The sequence below is a fragment of the Streptomyces sp. NBC_00234 genome, from assembly GCF_036195325.1.
Classification (GTDB): domain Bacteria; phylum Actinomycetota; class Actinomycetes; order Streptomycetales; family Streptomycetaceae; genus Streptomyces.
Genome location: NZ_CP108101.1, coordinates 4,764,069 through 4,780,561 on the forward strand (window position 1 = coordinate 4,764,069; position 16,493 = coordinate 4,780,561).

16 protein-coding genes are annotated in these 16,493 nt (G+C 70.5%); 9 read left to right on the forward strand and 7 right to left on the reverse strand.

Annotation, left to right across the window (positions count from 1 at the left end; translation table 11 throughout):
* Positions 1–41 precede the first annotated feature (41 nt).
* Positions 42–1,106: an EamA family transporter RarD gene (gene rarD, locus OG230_RS21060; protein WP_328905280.1), complete on the reverse strand. Its 1,065-nt coding sequence runs from the start codon at positions 1,104–1,106 to the stop codon at positions 42–44.
* A 174-nt stretch (positions 1,107–1,280) separates the two neighbouring features.
* Positions 1,281–2,141, reverse strand: a complete 861-nt coding sequence (locus tag OG230_RS21065) for an SDR family oxidoreductase (protein WP_328905281.1) — start codon at positions 2,139–2,141, stop codon at positions 1,281–1,283.
* Positions 2,142–2,249: 108 nt separating this feature from the next.
* Here OG230_RS21065 and OG230_RS21070 point away from each other — a divergent pair, with 108 nt between their 5' ends.
* A complete protein-coding gene (locus tag OG230_RS21070) occupies positions 2,250–2,630 on the forward strand; it encodes a winged helix-turn-helix transcriptional regulator (RefSeq protein WP_328905282.1) in 381 nt (126 codons plus the stop codon).
* A 54-nt stretch (positions 2,631–2,684) separates the two neighbouring features.
* Here the strand turns inward: OG230_RS21070 and OG230_RS21075 are convergent, their stop codons facing one another.
* The 5 genes from OG230_RS21075 to OG230_RS21095 form a co-directional block, all read right to left on the reverse strand.
* Complete coding sequence (locus OG230_RS21075; RefSeq protein WP_328905283.1) at positions 2,685–3,743, reverse strand: 2-oxoacid:ferredoxin oxidoreductase subunit beta; 1,059 nt, start codon at positions 3,741–3,743, stop codon at positions 2,685–2,687.
* Positions 3,736–5,691, reverse strand: coding sequence for a 2-oxoacid:acceptor oxidoreductase subunit alpha (locus OG230_RS21080; RefSeq protein WP_328905284.1), 1,956 nt, complete (start codon positions 5,689–5,691; stop codon positions 3,736–3,738). Before OG230_RS21080 ends, OG230_RS21075 begins: the two co-directional genes overlap by 8 nt.
* A 261-nt stretch (positions 5,692–5,952) precedes the next feature.
* Complete coding sequence (locus OG230_RS21085; protein WP_328911474.1) at positions 5,953–6,612, reverse strand: response regulator transcription factor; 660 nt, start codon at positions 6,610–6,612, stop codon at positions 5,953–5,955.
* Positions 6,613–6,797: 185 nt separating this feature from the next.
* The gene (locus OG230_RS21090; RefSeq protein ID WP_328905285.1) at positions 6,798–8,153 is read right to left on the reverse strand and encodes a sensor histidine kinase; all 1,356 of its coding nucleotides are present in this window, start codon (positions 8,151–8,153) and stop codon (positions 6,798–6,800) included.
* 187 nt (positions 8,154–8,340) lie between these two features.
* Complete coding sequence (locus OG230_RS21095; protein WP_328905286.1) at positions 8,341–9,528, reverse strand: sensor histidine kinase; 1,188 nt, start codon at positions 9,526–9,528, stop codon at positions 8,341–8,343.
* Between the two features lie 187 nt (positions 9,529–9,715).
* Between OG230_RS21095 and OG230_RS21100 the strand changes: the two genes are divergently transcribed.
* Genes OG230_RS21100 through OG230_RS21135 form a run of 8 tightly spaced genes read left to right on the forward strand, consistent with a single transcriptional unit; the run spans position 9,716 to position 16,467 of the window.
* Entirely contained in the window at positions 9,716–10,108 is a 393-nt protein-coding gene (locus tag OG230_RS21100; RefSeq protein WP_328911475.1) for an NADH-quinone oxidoreductase subunit A, read from the forward strand.
* Positions 10,099–10,764, forward strand: a complete 666-nt coding sequence (locus tag OG230_RS21105; RefSeq protein WP_328905287.1) for an NADH-quinone oxidoreductase subunit B — start codon at positions 10,099–10,101, stop codon at positions 10,762–10,764. The genes OG230_RS21100 and OG230_RS21105 overlap by 10 nt, the downstream gene beginning before the upstream one ends.
* Positions 10,761–11,918 (forward strand): NADH-quinone oxidoreductase subunit C, encoded by a 1,158-nt coding sequence (locus OG230_RS21110; RefSeq protein ID WP_328905288.1) that lies wholly within the window; start codon positions 10,761–10,763, stop codon positions 11,916–11,918. Before OG230_RS21105 ends, OG230_RS21110 begins: the two co-directional genes overlap by 4 nt.
* Positions 11,915–12,883, forward strand: coding sequence for a complex I subunit 1/NuoH family protein (locus tag OG230_RS21115; protein WP_328905289.1), 969 nt, complete (start codon positions 11,915–11,917; stop codon positions 12,881–12,883). Before OG230_RS21110 ends, OG230_RS21115 begins: the two co-directional genes overlap by 4 nt.
* On the forward strand, positions 12,883–13,512 hold the full coding sequence (locus tag OG230_RS21120; protein ID WP_328905290.1) for a NuoI/complex I 23 kDa subunit family protein: 630 nt from the start codon (positions 12,883–12,885) through the stop codon (positions 13,510–13,512). The genes OG230_RS21115 and OG230_RS21120 overlap by 1 nt, the downstream gene beginning before the upstream one ends.
* On the forward strand, positions 13,509–14,063 hold the full coding sequence (locus OG230_RS21125) for an NADH-quinone oxidoreductase subunit J family protein (protein ID WP_328905291.1): 555 nt from the start codon (positions 13,509–13,511) through the stop codon (positions 14,061–14,063). The genes OG230_RS21120 and OG230_RS21125 overlap by 4 nt, the downstream gene beginning before the upstream one ends.
* The gene (gene nuoK, locus OG230_RS21130; protein ID WP_328905292.1) at positions 14,063–14,470 is read left to right on the forward strand and encodes an NADH-quinone oxidoreductase subunit NuoK; all 408 of its coding nucleotides are present in this window, start codon (positions 14,063–14,065) and stop codon (positions 14,468–14,470) included. Before OG230_RS21125 ends, nuoK begins: the two co-directional genes overlap by 1 nt.
* The gene (locus tag OG230_RS21135) at positions 14,467–16,467 is read left to right on the forward strand and encodes an NADH-quinone oxidoreductase subunit 5 family protein (protein WP_328905293.1); all 2,001 of its coding nucleotides are present in this window, start codon (positions 14,467–14,469) and stop codon (positions 16,465–16,467) included. Before nuoK ends, OG230_RS21135 begins: the two co-directional genes overlap by 4 nt.
* Positions 16,468–16,493: the final 26 nt, after the last annotated feature.

Genomic DNA, 16,493 nt, shown 5'->3' on the forward strand with positions numbered 1-16,493 from the left:
AGGGCTCCCATAGGGGGCATCGGGGGCGCGAACCACCCGCTTCAGGGCGTCGGCGCCCGCTCCGGAGTCCCCGCGCCCGCACCCGATTCCGGTGCGGGCTTCGGCACCGTTTCCGGCACCGGCTTCGGCGTCGGCTTGTGGGCGGCACCGGAAGCGGAATCGGCGCCGAGACCGGGGGCGGCGTTCGCCACCGCTTCGGCCAGCCGCGCCGCCTGAGCCCTCGTCCGCCGTGCCTGCCGCAGGGCGTCCCAGGTCAGCAGGGTCAACGCCAGCCACACCAGCGAGAAGCCGGCCCAGCGCTCGGGCGGCATCGCCTCGTGGAAGTAGAGGATGCCGAGCATGAACTGGAAGACCGGCGCCAGATACTGCAACAGCCCCAGCGTGGACAGCGGTACGCGGATCGCCGCCGCGCCGAAGCAGACCAGCGGGCCGGCCGTGACGATGCCCGTGGCGGCGAGCAGCACCCCGTGCCAGGGGCCTCCCGCCGTGAACGTCGCCTCGCCCGAGGCGCCCAGCCACAGCAGGAAACCGAGTGCGGGCAGGAAGAGCACGGCGGTCTCGGCGGCCAGTGACTCCAGGCCGCCCATGTTGACCTTCTTCTTCACCAGTCCGTACGTCGCGAAGGAGAACGCCAGCGTCAGCGAGATCCAGGGCGGCTGCCCGTATCCGATCGCGAGCACCAGTACTGCGGCGAATCCGGTGGTGACCGCCACCCACTGGGCGGGCCGCAGCCGTTCGCCGAGGAGCAGGACGCCCATGGCGATGGTGACCAGCGGGTTGATGAAGTAGCCGAGCGATGCCTCGACGACCTGGCCGTTGTTGACGGCCCAGATGTAGAGCCCCCAGTTGACCGTGATGACGGCCGCGGCCGTCGCGATCAGCCCCAGCTTGCGGGGTTGCCTGAGCAGTTCGCCGATCCAGGCCCAACGGCGTACGAACAGAAGGGCGACGGCGACGAAGCCGAGCGACCAGACCATCCGGTGGGCGAGGATCTCGACCGCCCCGGAAGGCTTCATCAGCGGCCAGAACAGGGGGACCATTCCCCACATCCCGTACGCACCGATTCCGTAGAGCAGACCTGCCCGCTGCTCGTTCTTCCCCTCCACGGGCCCTCCCCGGCGTCCTCGTCGACGGAACGGCCGACCTGACGAAGGTAGCGCCGCGAAGGGGGTCGTGTCATGGCCGTCTCATGGAAACGGTCGTGACGCCCGCGAGGGGGGTGGTCGCCCGCTCCGGGGGCCGAGGGCGCCCGCGACGGTACGGGCGCCGCGTCTGCGGCGTCAGACGCCCGCGACCGCTGCCTTCACCGAGTCCGCGAGCGGTGTCGTCGGCCGGCCGATCAGCCGGGCCAGGTCGCCGCCGGTGCCGGCGAGCAGCCCGCGCCCGATCGCCTCGTCGACGTCGACGAGGATCGCCGCGAAACCTTCGGGCACCCCCGCGCCGACCAGGATCTCCTGGTGCACGGCGGCCGGGACGTTCTTGTACGTGATCTCCTTGCCGGTCGCCTCGGCGATCGCCGAGGCGTACTCCGCGAGCGACCAGGCGGCGTCGCCGCTCAGCTCGTACGCGGCGCCGAGGTGGCCCTCGCCGGTGAGTACGGCCGCGGCGGCTGCCGCGTAGTCGGCGCGCGTGGCGGAGGCGACGCGCCCTTCGCCCGCGTTGGCGACCACGGCGCCGTGCTCCAGGACCGGAGCCAGGTTCGCCGTGTAGTTCTCCGTGTACCAGCCGTTGCGCAGGAAGGTGTACGGCAGCCCCGAGTCGAGGATCAGCTGCTCGGTGGCCTTGTGCTCGGCGGCCAGCAGGAAGTCGGCCTCGGGTCCGCCCAGTACGCCGGTGTACGCGAGCTGGGCGACGCCCGCCGCCTTCGCCGCGTCGATCACGGCGCCGTGCTGCTCCGTCCGCCGGCCCACCTCGCTGCCGGAGACGAGGAGCACCCGGTCGCCGGCCCGGAAGGCATCGGCGAGCGTCTCCGGCCGGTTGTAGTCGGCGATGCGCAGCTCCACGCCGCGCGCGGCCAGGCCGGCCGCCTTCTCCTTGTCGCGGACGACGGCGGCGACCGACGCGGCGGGGACGGTGGCGAGCAGCTGGTCGATGACGAGGCGGCCGAGCTCTCCGGTGGCTCCGGTGACAACGATGCTCATGGGGGCTGCTCCTTCGTGGTGATTTGGTCCGTTTTCCGGCGTTCGGATCCTCACTTTACGGCGGGTACTAACTTTCGGATAGTACCCACTTTGAAGTAAGGTACTGACATGACCGTTAGTGCGATGGACCCCGTTCCCGACGTCAACCGGACGATGTGCCCCTCCCGGCTGGTGCTGGAGCACGTCACGAGCCGCTGGGGTGTCCTCGTGCTCGCCGCGCTGCTGGAGCGCTCGTACCGCTTCAGCGAGCTGCGCCGCACGGTCGGCGGCGTCAGCGAGAAGATGCTCGCCCAGACCCTGCAGACGCTGGAGCGCGACGGCTTCGTCGACCGGGACGCCAAGCCGGTGATCCCGCCGCGGGTGGACTACTCCCTCACGCCGCTCGGCCGGGAGGCCGCCGAGCAGGTGTGGGCGCTGGCCCGCTGGACGGAGCGCCAGGTGCCGGCGGTCCAGGCGGCCAGGGAGGCGTACGACGAGGCCCGGAGCTGACCGTTCGGGTCGGCTCCGGGCCTCGTGTTCCTGCGGTACGGGGGTGGCGGCCGGTCAGCCGACCACCGTCCAGGTGTCGTTGCCCGCGAGCAGCGAGCTCAGGTCGCCCTTGCCGTCCCGCTCGATGGCGGTGTCCAGCTGCTCCGACATCAGGGTGTCGTAGACCGGCCTGACGACGCTGCGCAGCACCCCGATGGGGGTGTGGTGCAGGGTGTCCGGGTCGGCGAGCCGGGAGAGGGCGAAGGCCGTGGCCGGCGACGCGGCGTGCGCGTCGTGGACCAGGATCTGCGACTGGTTCTCCTCGGTGACCGCGACCACCTTCAGATCGCCGGTGACCGTGTCCCGTACGACGCCCTTGGTGCCTTCGGCGCCGAAGCGGATCGGCTCGCCGTGCTCCAGCCGGATCACCGCCTCCTGTGCCTGCTCCTGGTCCTTGAGGACCTCGAAGGCGCCGTCGTTGAAGATGTTGCAGTTCTGGTAGATCTCCACCAGGGCCGTGCCGGGGTGGTCGGCCGCCGCGCGCAGCACGCTCGTGAGGTGCTTGCGGTCGGAGTCAACGGTGCGTGCGACGAAGGTCGCCTCCGCGCCGATCGCCAGCGACACCGGGTTGAAGGGCGCGTCCAGCGAGCCCATCGGCGTCGACTTGGTGATCTTGCCGACCTCGGACGTGGGGCTGTACTGGCCCTTCGTCAGCCCGTAGATCCGGTTGTTGAACAGCAGGATCTTCAGGTTGACGTTGCGTCGCAGCGCGTGGATCAGGTGGTTGCCGCCGATGGACAGCGCGTCGCCGTCACCGGTGACGACCCAGACCGACAGGTCGCGGCGCGAGGTGGCGAGCCCGGTCGCGATGGAGGGGGCGCGGCCGTGGATGGAGTGCATCCCGTACGTGTTCATGTAGTACGGGAAGCGGGAGGAGCAGCCGATGCCGGAGACGAAGGTGATGTTCTCCTTCGCCAGGCCCAGCTCGGGCATGAAGCCCTGGACGGCTGCGAGGACCGCGTAGTCACCGCAGCCCGGGCACCAGCGCACTTCCTGATCGGACTTGAAGTCCTTCATGGACTGTTTTGCCTCGGCCTTGGGCACCAGCTGAAGAAGCTCGTTGGTGTCAGGCATCGATGGCCTCCTTGAGAGCTGTGGCGAGCTGCTCGGCCTTGAACGGCATTCCGTTGACCTGGTTGAAGCTGTGGGCGTCCACCAGGTACTTCGCCCGGAGCAGCATGGCCAGCTGACCGAGGTTCATCTCCGGTACGACCACCTTGTCGTAACCCTTCAGCACCTCGCCGAGATTCCTCGGGAAGGGGTTGAGGTGACGCAGGTGGGCCTGGGCGATGGGGGCTCCGGCGGCCCGCAGCCGGCGTACGGCGGCGGTGATCGGGCCGTACGTCGAACCCCAGCCCAGCACCAGGGTCCTGGCGCCCGCGGGGTCGTCGACCTCCAGGTCGGGGACCTCGATGCCGTCGATCTTGGCCTGCCGGGTGCGGACCATGAAGTCGTGGTTGGCGGGGTCGTAGGAGATGTTGCCCGTGCCGTCCTGCTTCTCGATGCCGCCGATGCGGTGTTCGAGACCGGGTGTACCGGGCACGGCCCACGGGCGAGCCAGGGTCTGCGGATCGCGCTTGTAGGGCCAGAACACCTCGGTGCCGTCGGCCAGTTCGTGGTTGGGTCCGGTGGCGAACTGCACCCGCAGATCGGGCAGCTGGTCGACCTCGGGGATCCGCCAGGGCTCGGAACCGTTGGCGAGGTAGCCGTCGGAGAGCAGGAACACCGGGGTGCGGTACGTCAGCGCGATCCGGGCGGCGTCGATCGCCGCGTCGAAGCAGTCGGCCGGAGTCCTCGGCGCCACGATCGGGACCGGGGCCTCGCCGTTGCGCCCGTACATCGCCTGGAGCAGGTCGGCCTGCTCGGTCTTGGTGGGCAGACCCGTGGAGGGGCCGCCACGCTGGATGTCGATGATGAGCAGCGGCAGTTCGAGCGAGACCGCGAGCCCGATGGTCTCCGACTTGAGTGCCACACCCGGACCGGACGTGGTCGTCACCGCGAGCGAACCGCCGAACGCGGCGCCGAGTGCGGCGCCGATGCCCGCGATCTCGTCCTCCGCCTGGAAGGTCCGCACGCCGAAGTTCTTGTGCTTGCTGAGCTCGTGCAGGATGTCCGAGGCCGGAGTGATCGGGTACGAACCCAGGTACAGCGGCAGATCGGCCTGGCGGCCCGCGGCGATGAGCCCGTAGGAGAGGGCGAGGTTGCCGGAGATGTTGCGGTACGTACCGGTGGGGAACGCCTGGGAGGCGGGCGCCACCTCGTAGCTGACCGCGAAGTCCTCGGTGGTCTCGCCGAAGTTCCAGCCGGCCCGGAAGGCCGCGACGTTCGCCTCGGCGATCTGCGGCTTCTTGGCGAACTTCTCCCGCAGGAACTTCTCGGTGCCCTCGGTCGGCCGGTGGTACATCCACGACAGCAGTCCGAGCGCGAACATGTTCTTGGAGCGCTCGGCCTCCTTGCGGGAGAGCCCGTACTCCTTGAGCGCCTCGACGGTCAGCGTGGTGAGCGGCACCGGATGGACGTTGTACGCCTCCAGTGAACCGTCCTCCAGCGGACTCGTCGCGTAACCGACCTTCGCCATCGGCCGCTTGGTGAACTCATCGGTGTTCACGATGATTTCGGCGCCGCGCGGCACGTCCTCGATGTTGGCCTTGAGCGCTGCCGGGTTCATCGCGACCAGCACGTTCGGCGCGTCACCCGGCGTGAGGATGTCGTGGTCGGCGAAGTGCAGCTGGAAGGAGGAGACCCCCGGCAGGGTGCCTGCGGGGGCCCGGATCTCGGCCGGGAAGTTGGGCAGCGTCGATAGGTCGTTCCCGAAGGACGCGGTCTCGGAGGTGAAGCGGTCACCGGTGAGCTGCATGCCGTCACCGGAGTCACCCGCGAACCGGATGATCACCCGGTCCAGGCGGCGGACCTCTTTCTCGCCGGTGCCGCCCGCTGTGTCGGACACGGGGACTCGTTGTTCCCCGACGACAGCCTCACTGGCCTCGTCGGCCCTCTCGGCTGGGCTACTGACCTGGGTCACTGAACTGGACCTCCCTCGGGGCGGCGGCTCGGGAACGGCCGGCCCACCGGCGGTCCCGCAACCCACCCTACTTCGGTAAGGGTCGCCTTCCCTGGACCGATCATATGGTGGACTTCATTTTGAGACGCGCGTTTGTCCTGGTTCGTCATAGTTAACAGGCCCCCCGGCCGTTCGTCGAAGACGCCGTGCGCTCATTCTTTGGGTCTAGGACCTGGCCCGGCCCCCCGGCCCCTCGCCATCATCTGACGAAGTGTCAGTCCATTACGACTTCAAGTACGTCAGGACAGCGAGAACGCGCCGGTGATCCCCGTCACTGGGTGAGAGGCCCAGCTTCAGGAAGATGTTGCTGACGTGCTTCTCCACGGCCCCGTCGCTGACCACGAGCTGCTTGGCGACCGCCGAGTTCGTCCGGCCCTCCGCCATCAGACCGAGGACCTCCCGCTCACGCGGTGTCAGTCCCGCCAGCACGTCCTGCTTACGGCTCCGCCCCAGCAGCTGCGCCACGACCTCGGGGTCCAGCGCCGTGCCGCCCTGCGCCACCCGGACCACGGCGTCCACGAACTCCCGGACCTCGGCGACCCGGTCCTTCAGCAGATAGCCCACGCCCCGGGTGCTGCCGGCGAGCAGCTCGGTGGCGTACTGCTCCTCGACGTACTGCGACAGGACGAGCACCCCGATCTCCGGGTAGTCCTTGCGCAGCCGTACGGCGGCCCGCACGCCTTCGTCCGTGTGCGTCGGCGGCATCCGTACATCGGCGACCACGACATCGGGCAGCGTGTCCTGCGCGGCGAGATCCCCCACGGTCTTGAGCAGTGCCTCGGCGTCTCCCACCCCCGCGACGACGTCGTGCCCGAGATCGGTCAGAAGCCGGGTGAGTCCTTCCCTGAGCAGCACCGAATCCTCGGCGATGACCACCCGCACCCTGTCCTCCACGACGCTGTGTCCCCCCACATTCGATCTGTACGCGCCGGCACGCGTCCACTGACCCGTGCCCCGCCCCTTGCGGGGTCCAGCATCCCAGCATCGGCGCCCCGATGGGCCGAGCGGAGGCACTTTCGGGCCGGGCGCACGGGAGGGGGCCGAGGGGTGCGCGGGAAATGGCTGGTTCAGCCCCGCCAGGGGAGCTCGGCGGTGACCGTCGTCGGGCCGCCGGCCGGGGAATCGACGACCAGGATGCCGTCCACCGCGTCCAGCCGCTCGGTCAGTCCGGCCAGGCCGCTGCCGGCCGTCGTGTCGGCGCCGCCCCGGCCGTTGTCGGTGACCTGGAGCATCAGCCGGTTCGACGTCCGCCAGACGTCCACCGACGCGCGGGTCGCGTGCGCGTGCTTGCTGACGTTCTGCAGCAGCTCCGACACGGTGAAGTACGCGATCCCCTCGATCGCCTGGGCGGGCCGCGCGTCGAGGTCCACATCGACCTTCACCGGGACGGTGCAGCGGGAGGCGATGGCGGAGAGTGCGGCGTCGAGGCCGCGGTCGGTGAGGACGGCGGGGTGGATGCCGCGGGCGAGGTCGCGCAGCTCCTGGAGGGCGACCTTCACCTCTCCGTGGGCCTCCTCGACCATGCGGGCGGCTGCTTCGGGGTCGTCGGTCAGCTTCTCCTTCGCCAGGCCCAGATCCATGGCGAGGGCGACGAGGCGTGCCTGCGCGCCGTCGTGCAGGTCGCGCTCGATGCGGCGCAGGTCGGCGGCGGCGGTGTCCACGACCACTCCGCGGTCCGACTCCAGCTCGGTGACCCGGTTCGCCAGGCTGGAGGGGCCCAGCAGGCCGAGCACCATCACCCGGTCGACCGAGGTCAGACCCCGGATGATCCACGGAGTGACCAGGACGAGGACCAGACCCACGGCACTGGTCACCGCCAGCTCGAAGGGGGAGTCGAGGTAGACGCGGTGCCCCCGGTCGCCGTACAGCTGGATGCCGTCGACCCCCGCGTACACCGGGAAGACCCAGCGCCACAGCGGATAGGTGAGCGCGCTCCACCCGTACGCCCAGAACGTCAGCGAGACGCAGAAGGCGAACACCGCCCACGGGAAGTGCAGCAGCGCGTAGAGCAGGTGCCGCCAGGACACGCCGCTCCTCAGGACCGCGCCGACCCAGGACATCAGGCCGCCCGTCCGGCCCCGCACCCGTGCGGGATCCGCCACGTCCACCTTCAGCAGCGCGCGCGCCCGGGCGCGCTCCATCGCGCCGAAGCCGCGGCACATGGCGAGACCCGCGGCGAGTATCGGAATGCCGAGGAAGGTGATCAGCATGCCGATGCCCAGCGAGGTCATGGTGACCGCGAAGCTGAACAGCACCGTGCTGATCGGCAGGCTCAGCATCAGAAAACCGAACTCGCGCCAGGTCCGCGCCTCGAAGGGGGCGCGGAGCGCGGCCGGGAAGAAGTGCTTCGCCGGGGGATGGTCCCCGGAACCGGACACGGACCGCTGGTGGTCCCGGGTGTCCGGTTCGTATGCCGTGGCCATGGGTGCCGTCCGTTCCTTCTCAGCGGGGTCTGTTCGTCTCACGGGGCTTTTCTCCATCCCGAGCTCAAGGGTGGCGGTCCGGAGGGTTCCGCACCATGAGGGCGGTCGCCGTATCCGGGCGGGGGTTTTCCCCACCCCTCCGGGGTGCTCACACACCCCGGGGCCTTCGGGACCACTACGACAGGACCTAGTGCTTCTGCATCGCGTCCACGCGGTCCCGCCACGGCAGCTCCGCCGTGACCGTCGTCGGACCGCCCACCGGGGAGTCGAGGACGAACATCCCGTCGACCGCCCCGAGGCGCTCGGCGAGCCCGGCCATGCCCGTACCGCCGTCCATCCGCGCACCGCCGGTCCCGTCGTCCTGCACCTGGATGAGCAGCCGGTCCGTCGACCGCCACACCTGCACGGACGCCGACCGGGCGCCGCTGTGCTTGCTGACGTTCTGCAGCAGCTCCGACACGGTGAAGTACGCGATCCCCTCGATCGCCTCCGCGGGCCGCCCGGGCAGCTCGACCCTCACCTCGACGGGGACGGTGCAGCGGGAGGCGATGGCGGAGAGTGCGGCGTCGAGGCCGCGGTCGGTGAGGACGGCGGGGTGGATGCCGCGGGCGAGGTCGCGCAGTTCCTGGAGGGCGACCTTCACTTCTCCGTGGGCTTCGTCGACCATGCGGGCGGCTGCTTCGGGGTCGTCGGTCAGCTTCTCCTTCGCCAGGCCGAGCCCCATGGCGAGGGCGACGAGGCGTGCCTGCGCGCCGTCGTGCAGGTCGCGCTCGATGCGGCGCAGGTCGGCGGCGGCGGTGTCCACGACCACTCCGCGGTCCGACTCCAGCTCCGCGATCCTGCGCTCCAGCTCGTCGGAGGGGGAGAGCAGCGCGCGCACCATGGCCCGGTCCGCGTTGGTCAGGCCGCGGGCGATGAACGGGAGCACCGGCCAGAGAACGAACAGGCTCACCAGCGTGATCGTGAACGTCAGGACGCCCCAGGGCAGCCGTATGAACGAGTACAGCAGGGCACGCCACCCCACCGGATCCTTCAGCCCCGCCCACAGCCAGGAGAAGAACCCCTTCTCCCGGCGGCCGAGCGAGACCGGGCTCGGCTCGTCGATCCGTACCCCGAGCATCGCCCGCGCCCTGCCCCGCTCCATCCGGCCGATCCAGCGGGCCCCGTGGAGCCCCGCCACGAGAAGCGGCAGACCGATGACGGTGACCGAAAGCCCCACGCCGACACCGATCATGAACACTGTGTAAACAAAACCGGCAATCGCCATCGGGAGGTTGGCCAGAAGGTAAGCGATCTCCTTCCAGGTCCAACCGCCCAGGGCGAAGCGGGCGGGCGGCGGCCGGTCGTTGTCCGGCACGGAGGGGCTCATGGTCATACGCTCCAGCCTGCCGGGCCGTCCCTGTGGACGCCATGGGGTAAGTGGGTGGGGTGAAGTAGGGATAACCCCACCGTTGTCCGACGCGGCTGCTTACCGTCCCTTTAGCAGGGCCTAGACTCCCGTGCGTACAGATCGTCGAACAGGTTCGAGGGAGCGAGGGGCGGACGTGGCGGACGTGCGGAGCATGCCGGAATCGACCGTTCTCGCGGCGGAGTACTTCGAGAGCTATTCAGTGGTCGGACTGCTCGCCCTCATCGGCGTGCTGTTCGTCGCCGTCGCCTTCGGGGCCGGCCGACTGCTGAGGCCCGTGGTCCCGACGCCGGAGAAACTCCTCACCTACGAGTGCGGTGTCGATCCCGTCGGTGAGGGCTGGGCGCACACTCAAGTCCGTTATTACGTCTATGCCTTCCTGTACGTGATCTTCGCCGTCGACTCGATCTTCCTTTTCCCGTGGGCGACGGTATTCGCCGCACCCGGATATGGGGCGACGACGCTGGTGGAAATGTTCATCTTCCTCGGCTTCCTGGCCGTAGGACTGCTCTACGCATGGAAGAAGGGCGTCCTCGAATGGGCGTGACGAGCGAACCGCAGCCCGGACCCGTCGCGCTGCCGGACCCGACGCTGCTGGAGCCCAAGCGGCTCGGCGTGCTGTCCCGGCTCGCGCCCGAACCCATGAAGGTGGTCCTGAACTGGGGCCGCCGCTACAGCCTCTGGGTCTTCAACTTCGGGCTCGCCTGCTGCGCCATCGAGTTCATCGCCGCGTCCATGGCGCGCCACGACTTCATGCGGCTCGGCGTGATCCCGTTCGCTCCGGGCCCCCGCCAGGCCGACCTCATGGTCGTGTCCGGCACGGTGACGGACAAGATGGCCCCGGCCGTGAAGCGTCTGTACGAGCAGATGCCCGAGCCGAAGTACGTCATCTCCTTCGGGGCCTGCTCCAACTGCGGCGGCCCCTACTGGGACTCGTACTCCGTGACGAAGGGCGTCGACCAGATCATCCCGGTCGATGTGTACGTACCGGGCTGCCCGCCCCGCCCCGAGGCCCTGCTCCAGGGCATCATCAAGCTCCAGGAGAAGATCGCCCGCGAGTCGCTCGCGGAGCGGTACGGCACGGACGACTCGGGCCGCCCCTCCACCGCCGCACTCCGCAGCGGCCTGGTCGCGGCTCCGACCGCTCCGACCGCTCCGACCGCTCCGACCGCCCCGACGGCCTCGGGGGAGGAGCACCGGTGAACGCGAACCCCTCCGCGGACGCGTCGTCCGATGCGTCCGAGGCATACGACCGGCTCCCGGACGCCGTCACCGAGATCTTCGGCGAAGAGGCCACGGCCGAATTCGCCTACGACCTGCTGACCGTGGACGTCCCGGCGGCCTCCTGGACCGCCGCCCTGGAAACGGCCAGGGACCGGCTCGGCCTCAGTTACTTCGACTGGCTCAGCGCCGTCGACGAACCGGGCACGGGCTTCCGCGTCTGCGCCCACCTCGCAGCTCCCCGGGCCGGTACGGTCCGGAGCCTGATGGTCCGTACGACCGTCCCGCACGACGCCCCCTCCCTCGCCACGGCCATCGGCGTCTACGCGGGCGCCGACTGGCACGAGCGCGAGACGCACGAGATGTTCGGCATCGCTTTCGAGGGCCACCCGCACCTGGTCCCGCTGCTGCTGCCCGAGAACTTCGAGGGCTACCCGCTCCGCAAGGACTTCGTCCTGGCGGCCCGGGTCGTCAAGGCGTGGCCCGGCGCGAAGGAGCCGGGCGAGTCCGAGCACGGCGGTCCCAAGCGGCGCACGATGCTGCCGCCCGGCGTCCCCGACCCGAACGAGTGGGGCCCCCTGAAGGGCCAGCTCCCGCCCGCCCCGGCCCGCCCCGCCAGGGCAGCCCGCCCCGCGGGCGACCGCCCGGTACGCCGGGCCCGGACCGCGGGTGAGGGCGAGGCCACGGAGACCGCCGCCCGCCGGCCCCGCACCGAGGCCGAGCCGACGGAATCCGCGACGCCGACGGGCCCGGTGCGCCGCAGCCGCAGCGTGTCCCAGGGCTCGGCAAGCCAACAGCCGGCCCCGACCACCCCGGACACCACCCCCGCGGAACCCGCTCCGGACACCACCCCCGCGGAACCCGCCCCGGACACCACCCCCGCGGAACCCGCCCCGCGCCCGTCCCGCAGCCCGGACGCGCCGTGGCACAACGTGGCCCCGGAGGCTCCCGAGTCCGCCCGTCCTTCTGCGGGCGAGGGCGAGGGCAAGGGCAAGGGCGAGGGCGAGGACAAGGCCGCCGCCCCCACCGACAAGCCCGCCGCCCCCACCGAGCAGCCCGACACCACCCCGACGCCGCCCCCGGCCCCCGAGCCCGAGGCCGACCCCGACCGTCCCGCCGGAGGCGATACCGCGTGAACGACGTACTCGACGTCGCCCTCCGGCTCCTCATCGTCTTCGCCGTGTTCATGCTCGTCCCGCTGATCGTGGGACAGACCGAACACAAGGTGATGGCCCACATGCAGGGCCGCCTCGGCCCCATGTACGCGGGTGGCTTCCACGGCTGGGCCCAGCTCGCCGCGGACGGCGTGAAGTTCGTGCAGAAGGAGGACATCGTCCCGGCGGAAGCCGACCGACGCGTCTTCCAGCTCGCACCCGCCGTCGCCCTGCTCCCGTACCTCCTCGTGCTCGTCGCCATCCCGATCGGCCCGAGCGAGGGCGCGGTCGGCCAGGTCGTCGACGCGGGCATCTTCTTCGTGCTCGCCGTGATGGGCATCGGCGTGCTCGGCTCGCTCATGGCGGGCTGGGCCTCGGCCAACAAGTTCTCCCTCCTCGGCGGACTGCGCACCGCCGCGCAGCTGCTCGCGTACGAGCTGCCGATGCTGCTCGCCGCCGCCTCCGTCGCCATGGCGGCGGGCACGGTCTCCCTCCCCGGCATCCTCAACGCCTTCGAGTGGTGGTGGCTGCCCTGGCAGATCGTCGGAGCCCTGGTCTTCTTCGTGGCCGGCCTCGCCGAACTCCAGCGCCCCCCGTTCGACATGCCGGTCGCCGACTCGGAGATCATCTTCGGCGCCTACACCGAGTACACCGGCCTGCGCTTCGCGCTGTTCCTGCTCGCCGAGTACGCGGGCATCGTCGTCCTGTGCGGGCTGACCACCGTCCTCTTCCTCGGCGGCTGGCACGGGCCGCTCGGCGCCGACGGCCTCGGCTGGGTCTGGACCCTCCTCAAGACCGCGGTCCTCGCCTTCGTCGTCATCTGGCTGCGCGTCACCTACCCCCGACTCCGCGAGGACCAGTTGCAGAAGCTCGCCTGGACCACGCTCATCCCGCTCGCGCTCGCGCAGATCGCGCTCACCGGCATCGTGAAGGTGGCGATCAACTGATGGCTCCGATCCCCGGCTCCGGCCTGGCCAAGGGCCTCGCAGTCACCCTGCGGACCATGACGAAGCGCACGGTCACCGCGCAGTACCCCGACGTCCAGCCCGAACTGCCGCCCCGCAGCCGCGGCGTCATCGGACTGTTCGAGGAGAACTGCACGGTCTGCATGCTCTGCGCCCGTGAGTGCCCCGACTGGTGCATCTACATCGACTCCCACAAGGAGACGGTGCCCGCCGCCGCTCCGGGGGGCCGCGAGCGCAGCCGCAACGTCCTCGACCGCTTCGCGATCGACTTCGCCCTCTGCATGTACTGCGGTATCTGCATCGAGGTGTGTCCCTTCGACGCGCTGTTCTGGTCTCCGGAGTTCGAGTACGCCGAGACGGACATCCTCGAACTCACCCATGAGCGCGACAAGCTCCGCGACTGGATGTGGACGGTGCCGGAGCCGCCCGCACTCGACCCGGGAGCCGAGGAGCCGAAGGAGCTCGCCGCCGCACGCAAGACGGCGGAGAAGCTGAAGGCCCAGCAGCAGGCCGAAGAGGCCGAGCAGGCCGAGCAGGCCGGGACGCCCCAGGGGCAGACCGACCAGCAGACCCAGCAGCCCGAGGAACCCGGACAGGAGGGCCAGGAGTGACTCTCGCAGCCGCCGCGGCCCACCCGGGATTCCTTTCCCCGACCGGTGTGGAGATCGCCTTTCTCCTGGTCGGCCTCGCCACCTTCGGCGCGGCCGTCATCACCGTCACGACCAGGCAGCTCGTGCACGCCGCACTCTGGCTGGTCGTGGCGCTCGGCGGCATCGCCGTCGAGTACCTCCTGCTCACCGCCGAGTTCATCGCCTGGGTGCAGGTACTGATCTACGTCGGTTCCGTGGTCGTCCTCCTCCTCTTCGGGCTGATGCTCACCAAGGCCCCCATCGGCCGCTCCCCGGATGCCGACTCGGGCAACCGCTGGGTCGCTCTCGGCGTGGCCGCCGTCGCTGCCGCCGCCCTCGTCTGGGTGGTCGTGGACGCCTTCCGGACCACCTGGATCGACCTGGACGGCCCGGCGCAGGGCTCCACCGACGCGACCGGAGAGTTCCTCTTCCGGCACTGGGTGCTGCCCTTCGAAGCGCTCTCCGTCCTGCTGCTCGCCGCCCTCATCGGCGCGATCGTCCTGTCCCGCAAGGACCGAGAGGACAAGAGCTGATGCACCTCGCCTATCCCGCCGTGCTCGCCGCCCTCCTCTTCTGCACCGGGCTCTACGGAGTGCTCGCCCGCCGCAACGCGATCCTGGTCCTGATGTCCGTCGAGCTGATGCTCAACGCCGTCAACCTCAACCTGGTCGCCTTCGACGTCTGGCTGCGCGAGGCCCTCCACTCCGGCCAGGCCCTCACGCTCTTCACCATCGCCATCGCCGCGGCCGAGATCGGCATCGGCATGGCGATCGTCCTCGCCGTCTACCGCAACCGCGGCAGCTCCGACGTCGACCGCCTCCGCGACACCGCCGAGACCGACGCCGCCGAGACGCTCCCCGGTGACGAGGACATCCACGGCACCGAAGACCAGGCCACTGCTCCGGCAGGGAAGGCAAAGAAGGCTGAGGCCACCGCGTGACCACCACGACCCTCGCCGTTCTCGTCCCCCTTCTCCCGTTCCTCGGTGCCGCGGCGGGCCTGCTGCTCGGCCGCACGGCCCCGGGGTTCGTACGCCCCCTCGCCGTCCTGCCCACGTTCGCGGCCCTGGTGATCGCCGTCGTCGTCGCCGTACGGCAGGGCGGTGGCCGGGCCATCGAGGCAGCCACCGAGCTGACGCCCACCGGCTCCGTACCGATCGATCTCGCGCTGTACCTGGACGGCTTCGCCGTCCTCGTGGCCGTGCTGGTCGGACTCGTCGCCACCTGCGTGCAGATCTACTCGACCGCCTACCTGCGCGACGACCCCCGCTACCCCTCGTACGCGGCGCTGGTCTCCCTCTTCACCTCCGCGATGCTGCTCGTCGTCTACTCCGGCGACCTGATGGTGCTCCTGGTCGGCTGGGAGATCATGGGCATCTGCTCGTACTTCCTCGTCGGCCACTACTGGGAGACGCCGGAAGCCCGCGCCGCCTCCCTCAAGGCGTTCCTGGTCACCAAGCTCGGCGACGTCCCCTTCCTGATCGGCCTGTTCGCACTCGCCGCCGACGCCGGCACGTTCCGCATCACCGGCGTCCTCGGTGCCGTCGCGAACGGCGGCCTCGACCACCCCACCGTCATCGCCCTGCTGCTCCTCGCGGGCGTGGCCGGCAAGTCCGCGCAGTTCCCCCTGCACACCTGGCTGCCCGATGCGATGGCCGGCCCCACCCCCGTCTCCGCGCTCATCCACGCGGCGACGATGGTCGCCGCCGGTATCTACTTCGTGGCCCGGCTCCTCCCGGTCTTCACCGCATCCGGCGCGGCCCTGGTCGTCCTCTCCGTGATGGCCGCGATCACGATGATCGGCTCAGGACTCGCCGCCCTCGCCCAGGACGACATCAAGCGCGTCCTCGCGTACTCGACCATCGGCCAGCTCGGCTACATGGCCGGCGCCCTGGCCGTCGCCGACCGCGGCGCCGCCGTCTTCCACCTCATCTCGCACGGTGCCTTCAAGGCCGTCCTCTTCCTTGGCGCAGGCGTCGTCATCCACGCCGCCGGGACCAACTCACTGGCTGCCATGTCCCGCATGGGCGGCCTGACGAAGCGCATCCCGGACGCCTACTGGACGATGACCGTCGCCCTCCTCGCGCTGGCCGCCATCCCGCCGTTCGCCGGCTTCTTCTCCAAGGAAGCCATCCTCGTCGCCGCCGAGCACACCGCCTTCGGCGACCGTGACGTCGCCCCGGCCGCCGCGGGCTGGACGATCCTCGTCGCCGGACTGCTCGCCGCGGTGCTCACCGCCGCGTACGCCACCCGCCTCTGGCTCCTCGCCTTCAAGGGGCGTGGCGCCGAGGTCCCCGACCACGGCAAGCAGCCCGTCGCGATGACATCGGTCCTCTGGCTCCTCGCCGTCCCGACCATCGGCTTCGGACTGACCGTCGGCGTGATCACCGACTGGTTCGACGGCCACAGCCTCACCCCCTCCGTCACCACCGCGGTCCTTTCCACCGGCGTCGGTCTCGTCGGCGGACTCGTCACCTACGGCGCCTGGCGTCACACCACCGCCCTCGCCGCCCGCACCCCGGCCGGCATGGTCGTCGCCCACCCCGACGCCGAACCCGCGCTCGTCGAGATCGAGGCACTGACCGCGCACACCGCCGCCTACGGCGCCAGCGGTGACGCCCCCGACCCCGCCGACCCCGGCCGGCTGCTCCTCGGGCGGCTCCACCACCACGCCGCCACCGGCTTCCACCTCGACGCGCTCTACGCGACGCTGTTCGTCCGCCCCGTCGAGGCCGCCGCCCGACTCGTCCGCTTCCTGGACCGCGAGGTGATCGACACCTACGTACGCGGCTCCGGCACCGGCGCACGCTGGCTCGGCGCGGCCGTCCGCCGCGCCCAGACCGGCAACGTGCAGACCTACCTCAGCGCACTGCTGGCCGGTTCCTTCGTCCTGGCGATCGCCGCCGTCGTTTTCGCCAACATCAACGCCGGGTCGTGAGCCGTGATCGATATCAGCGAATCCGT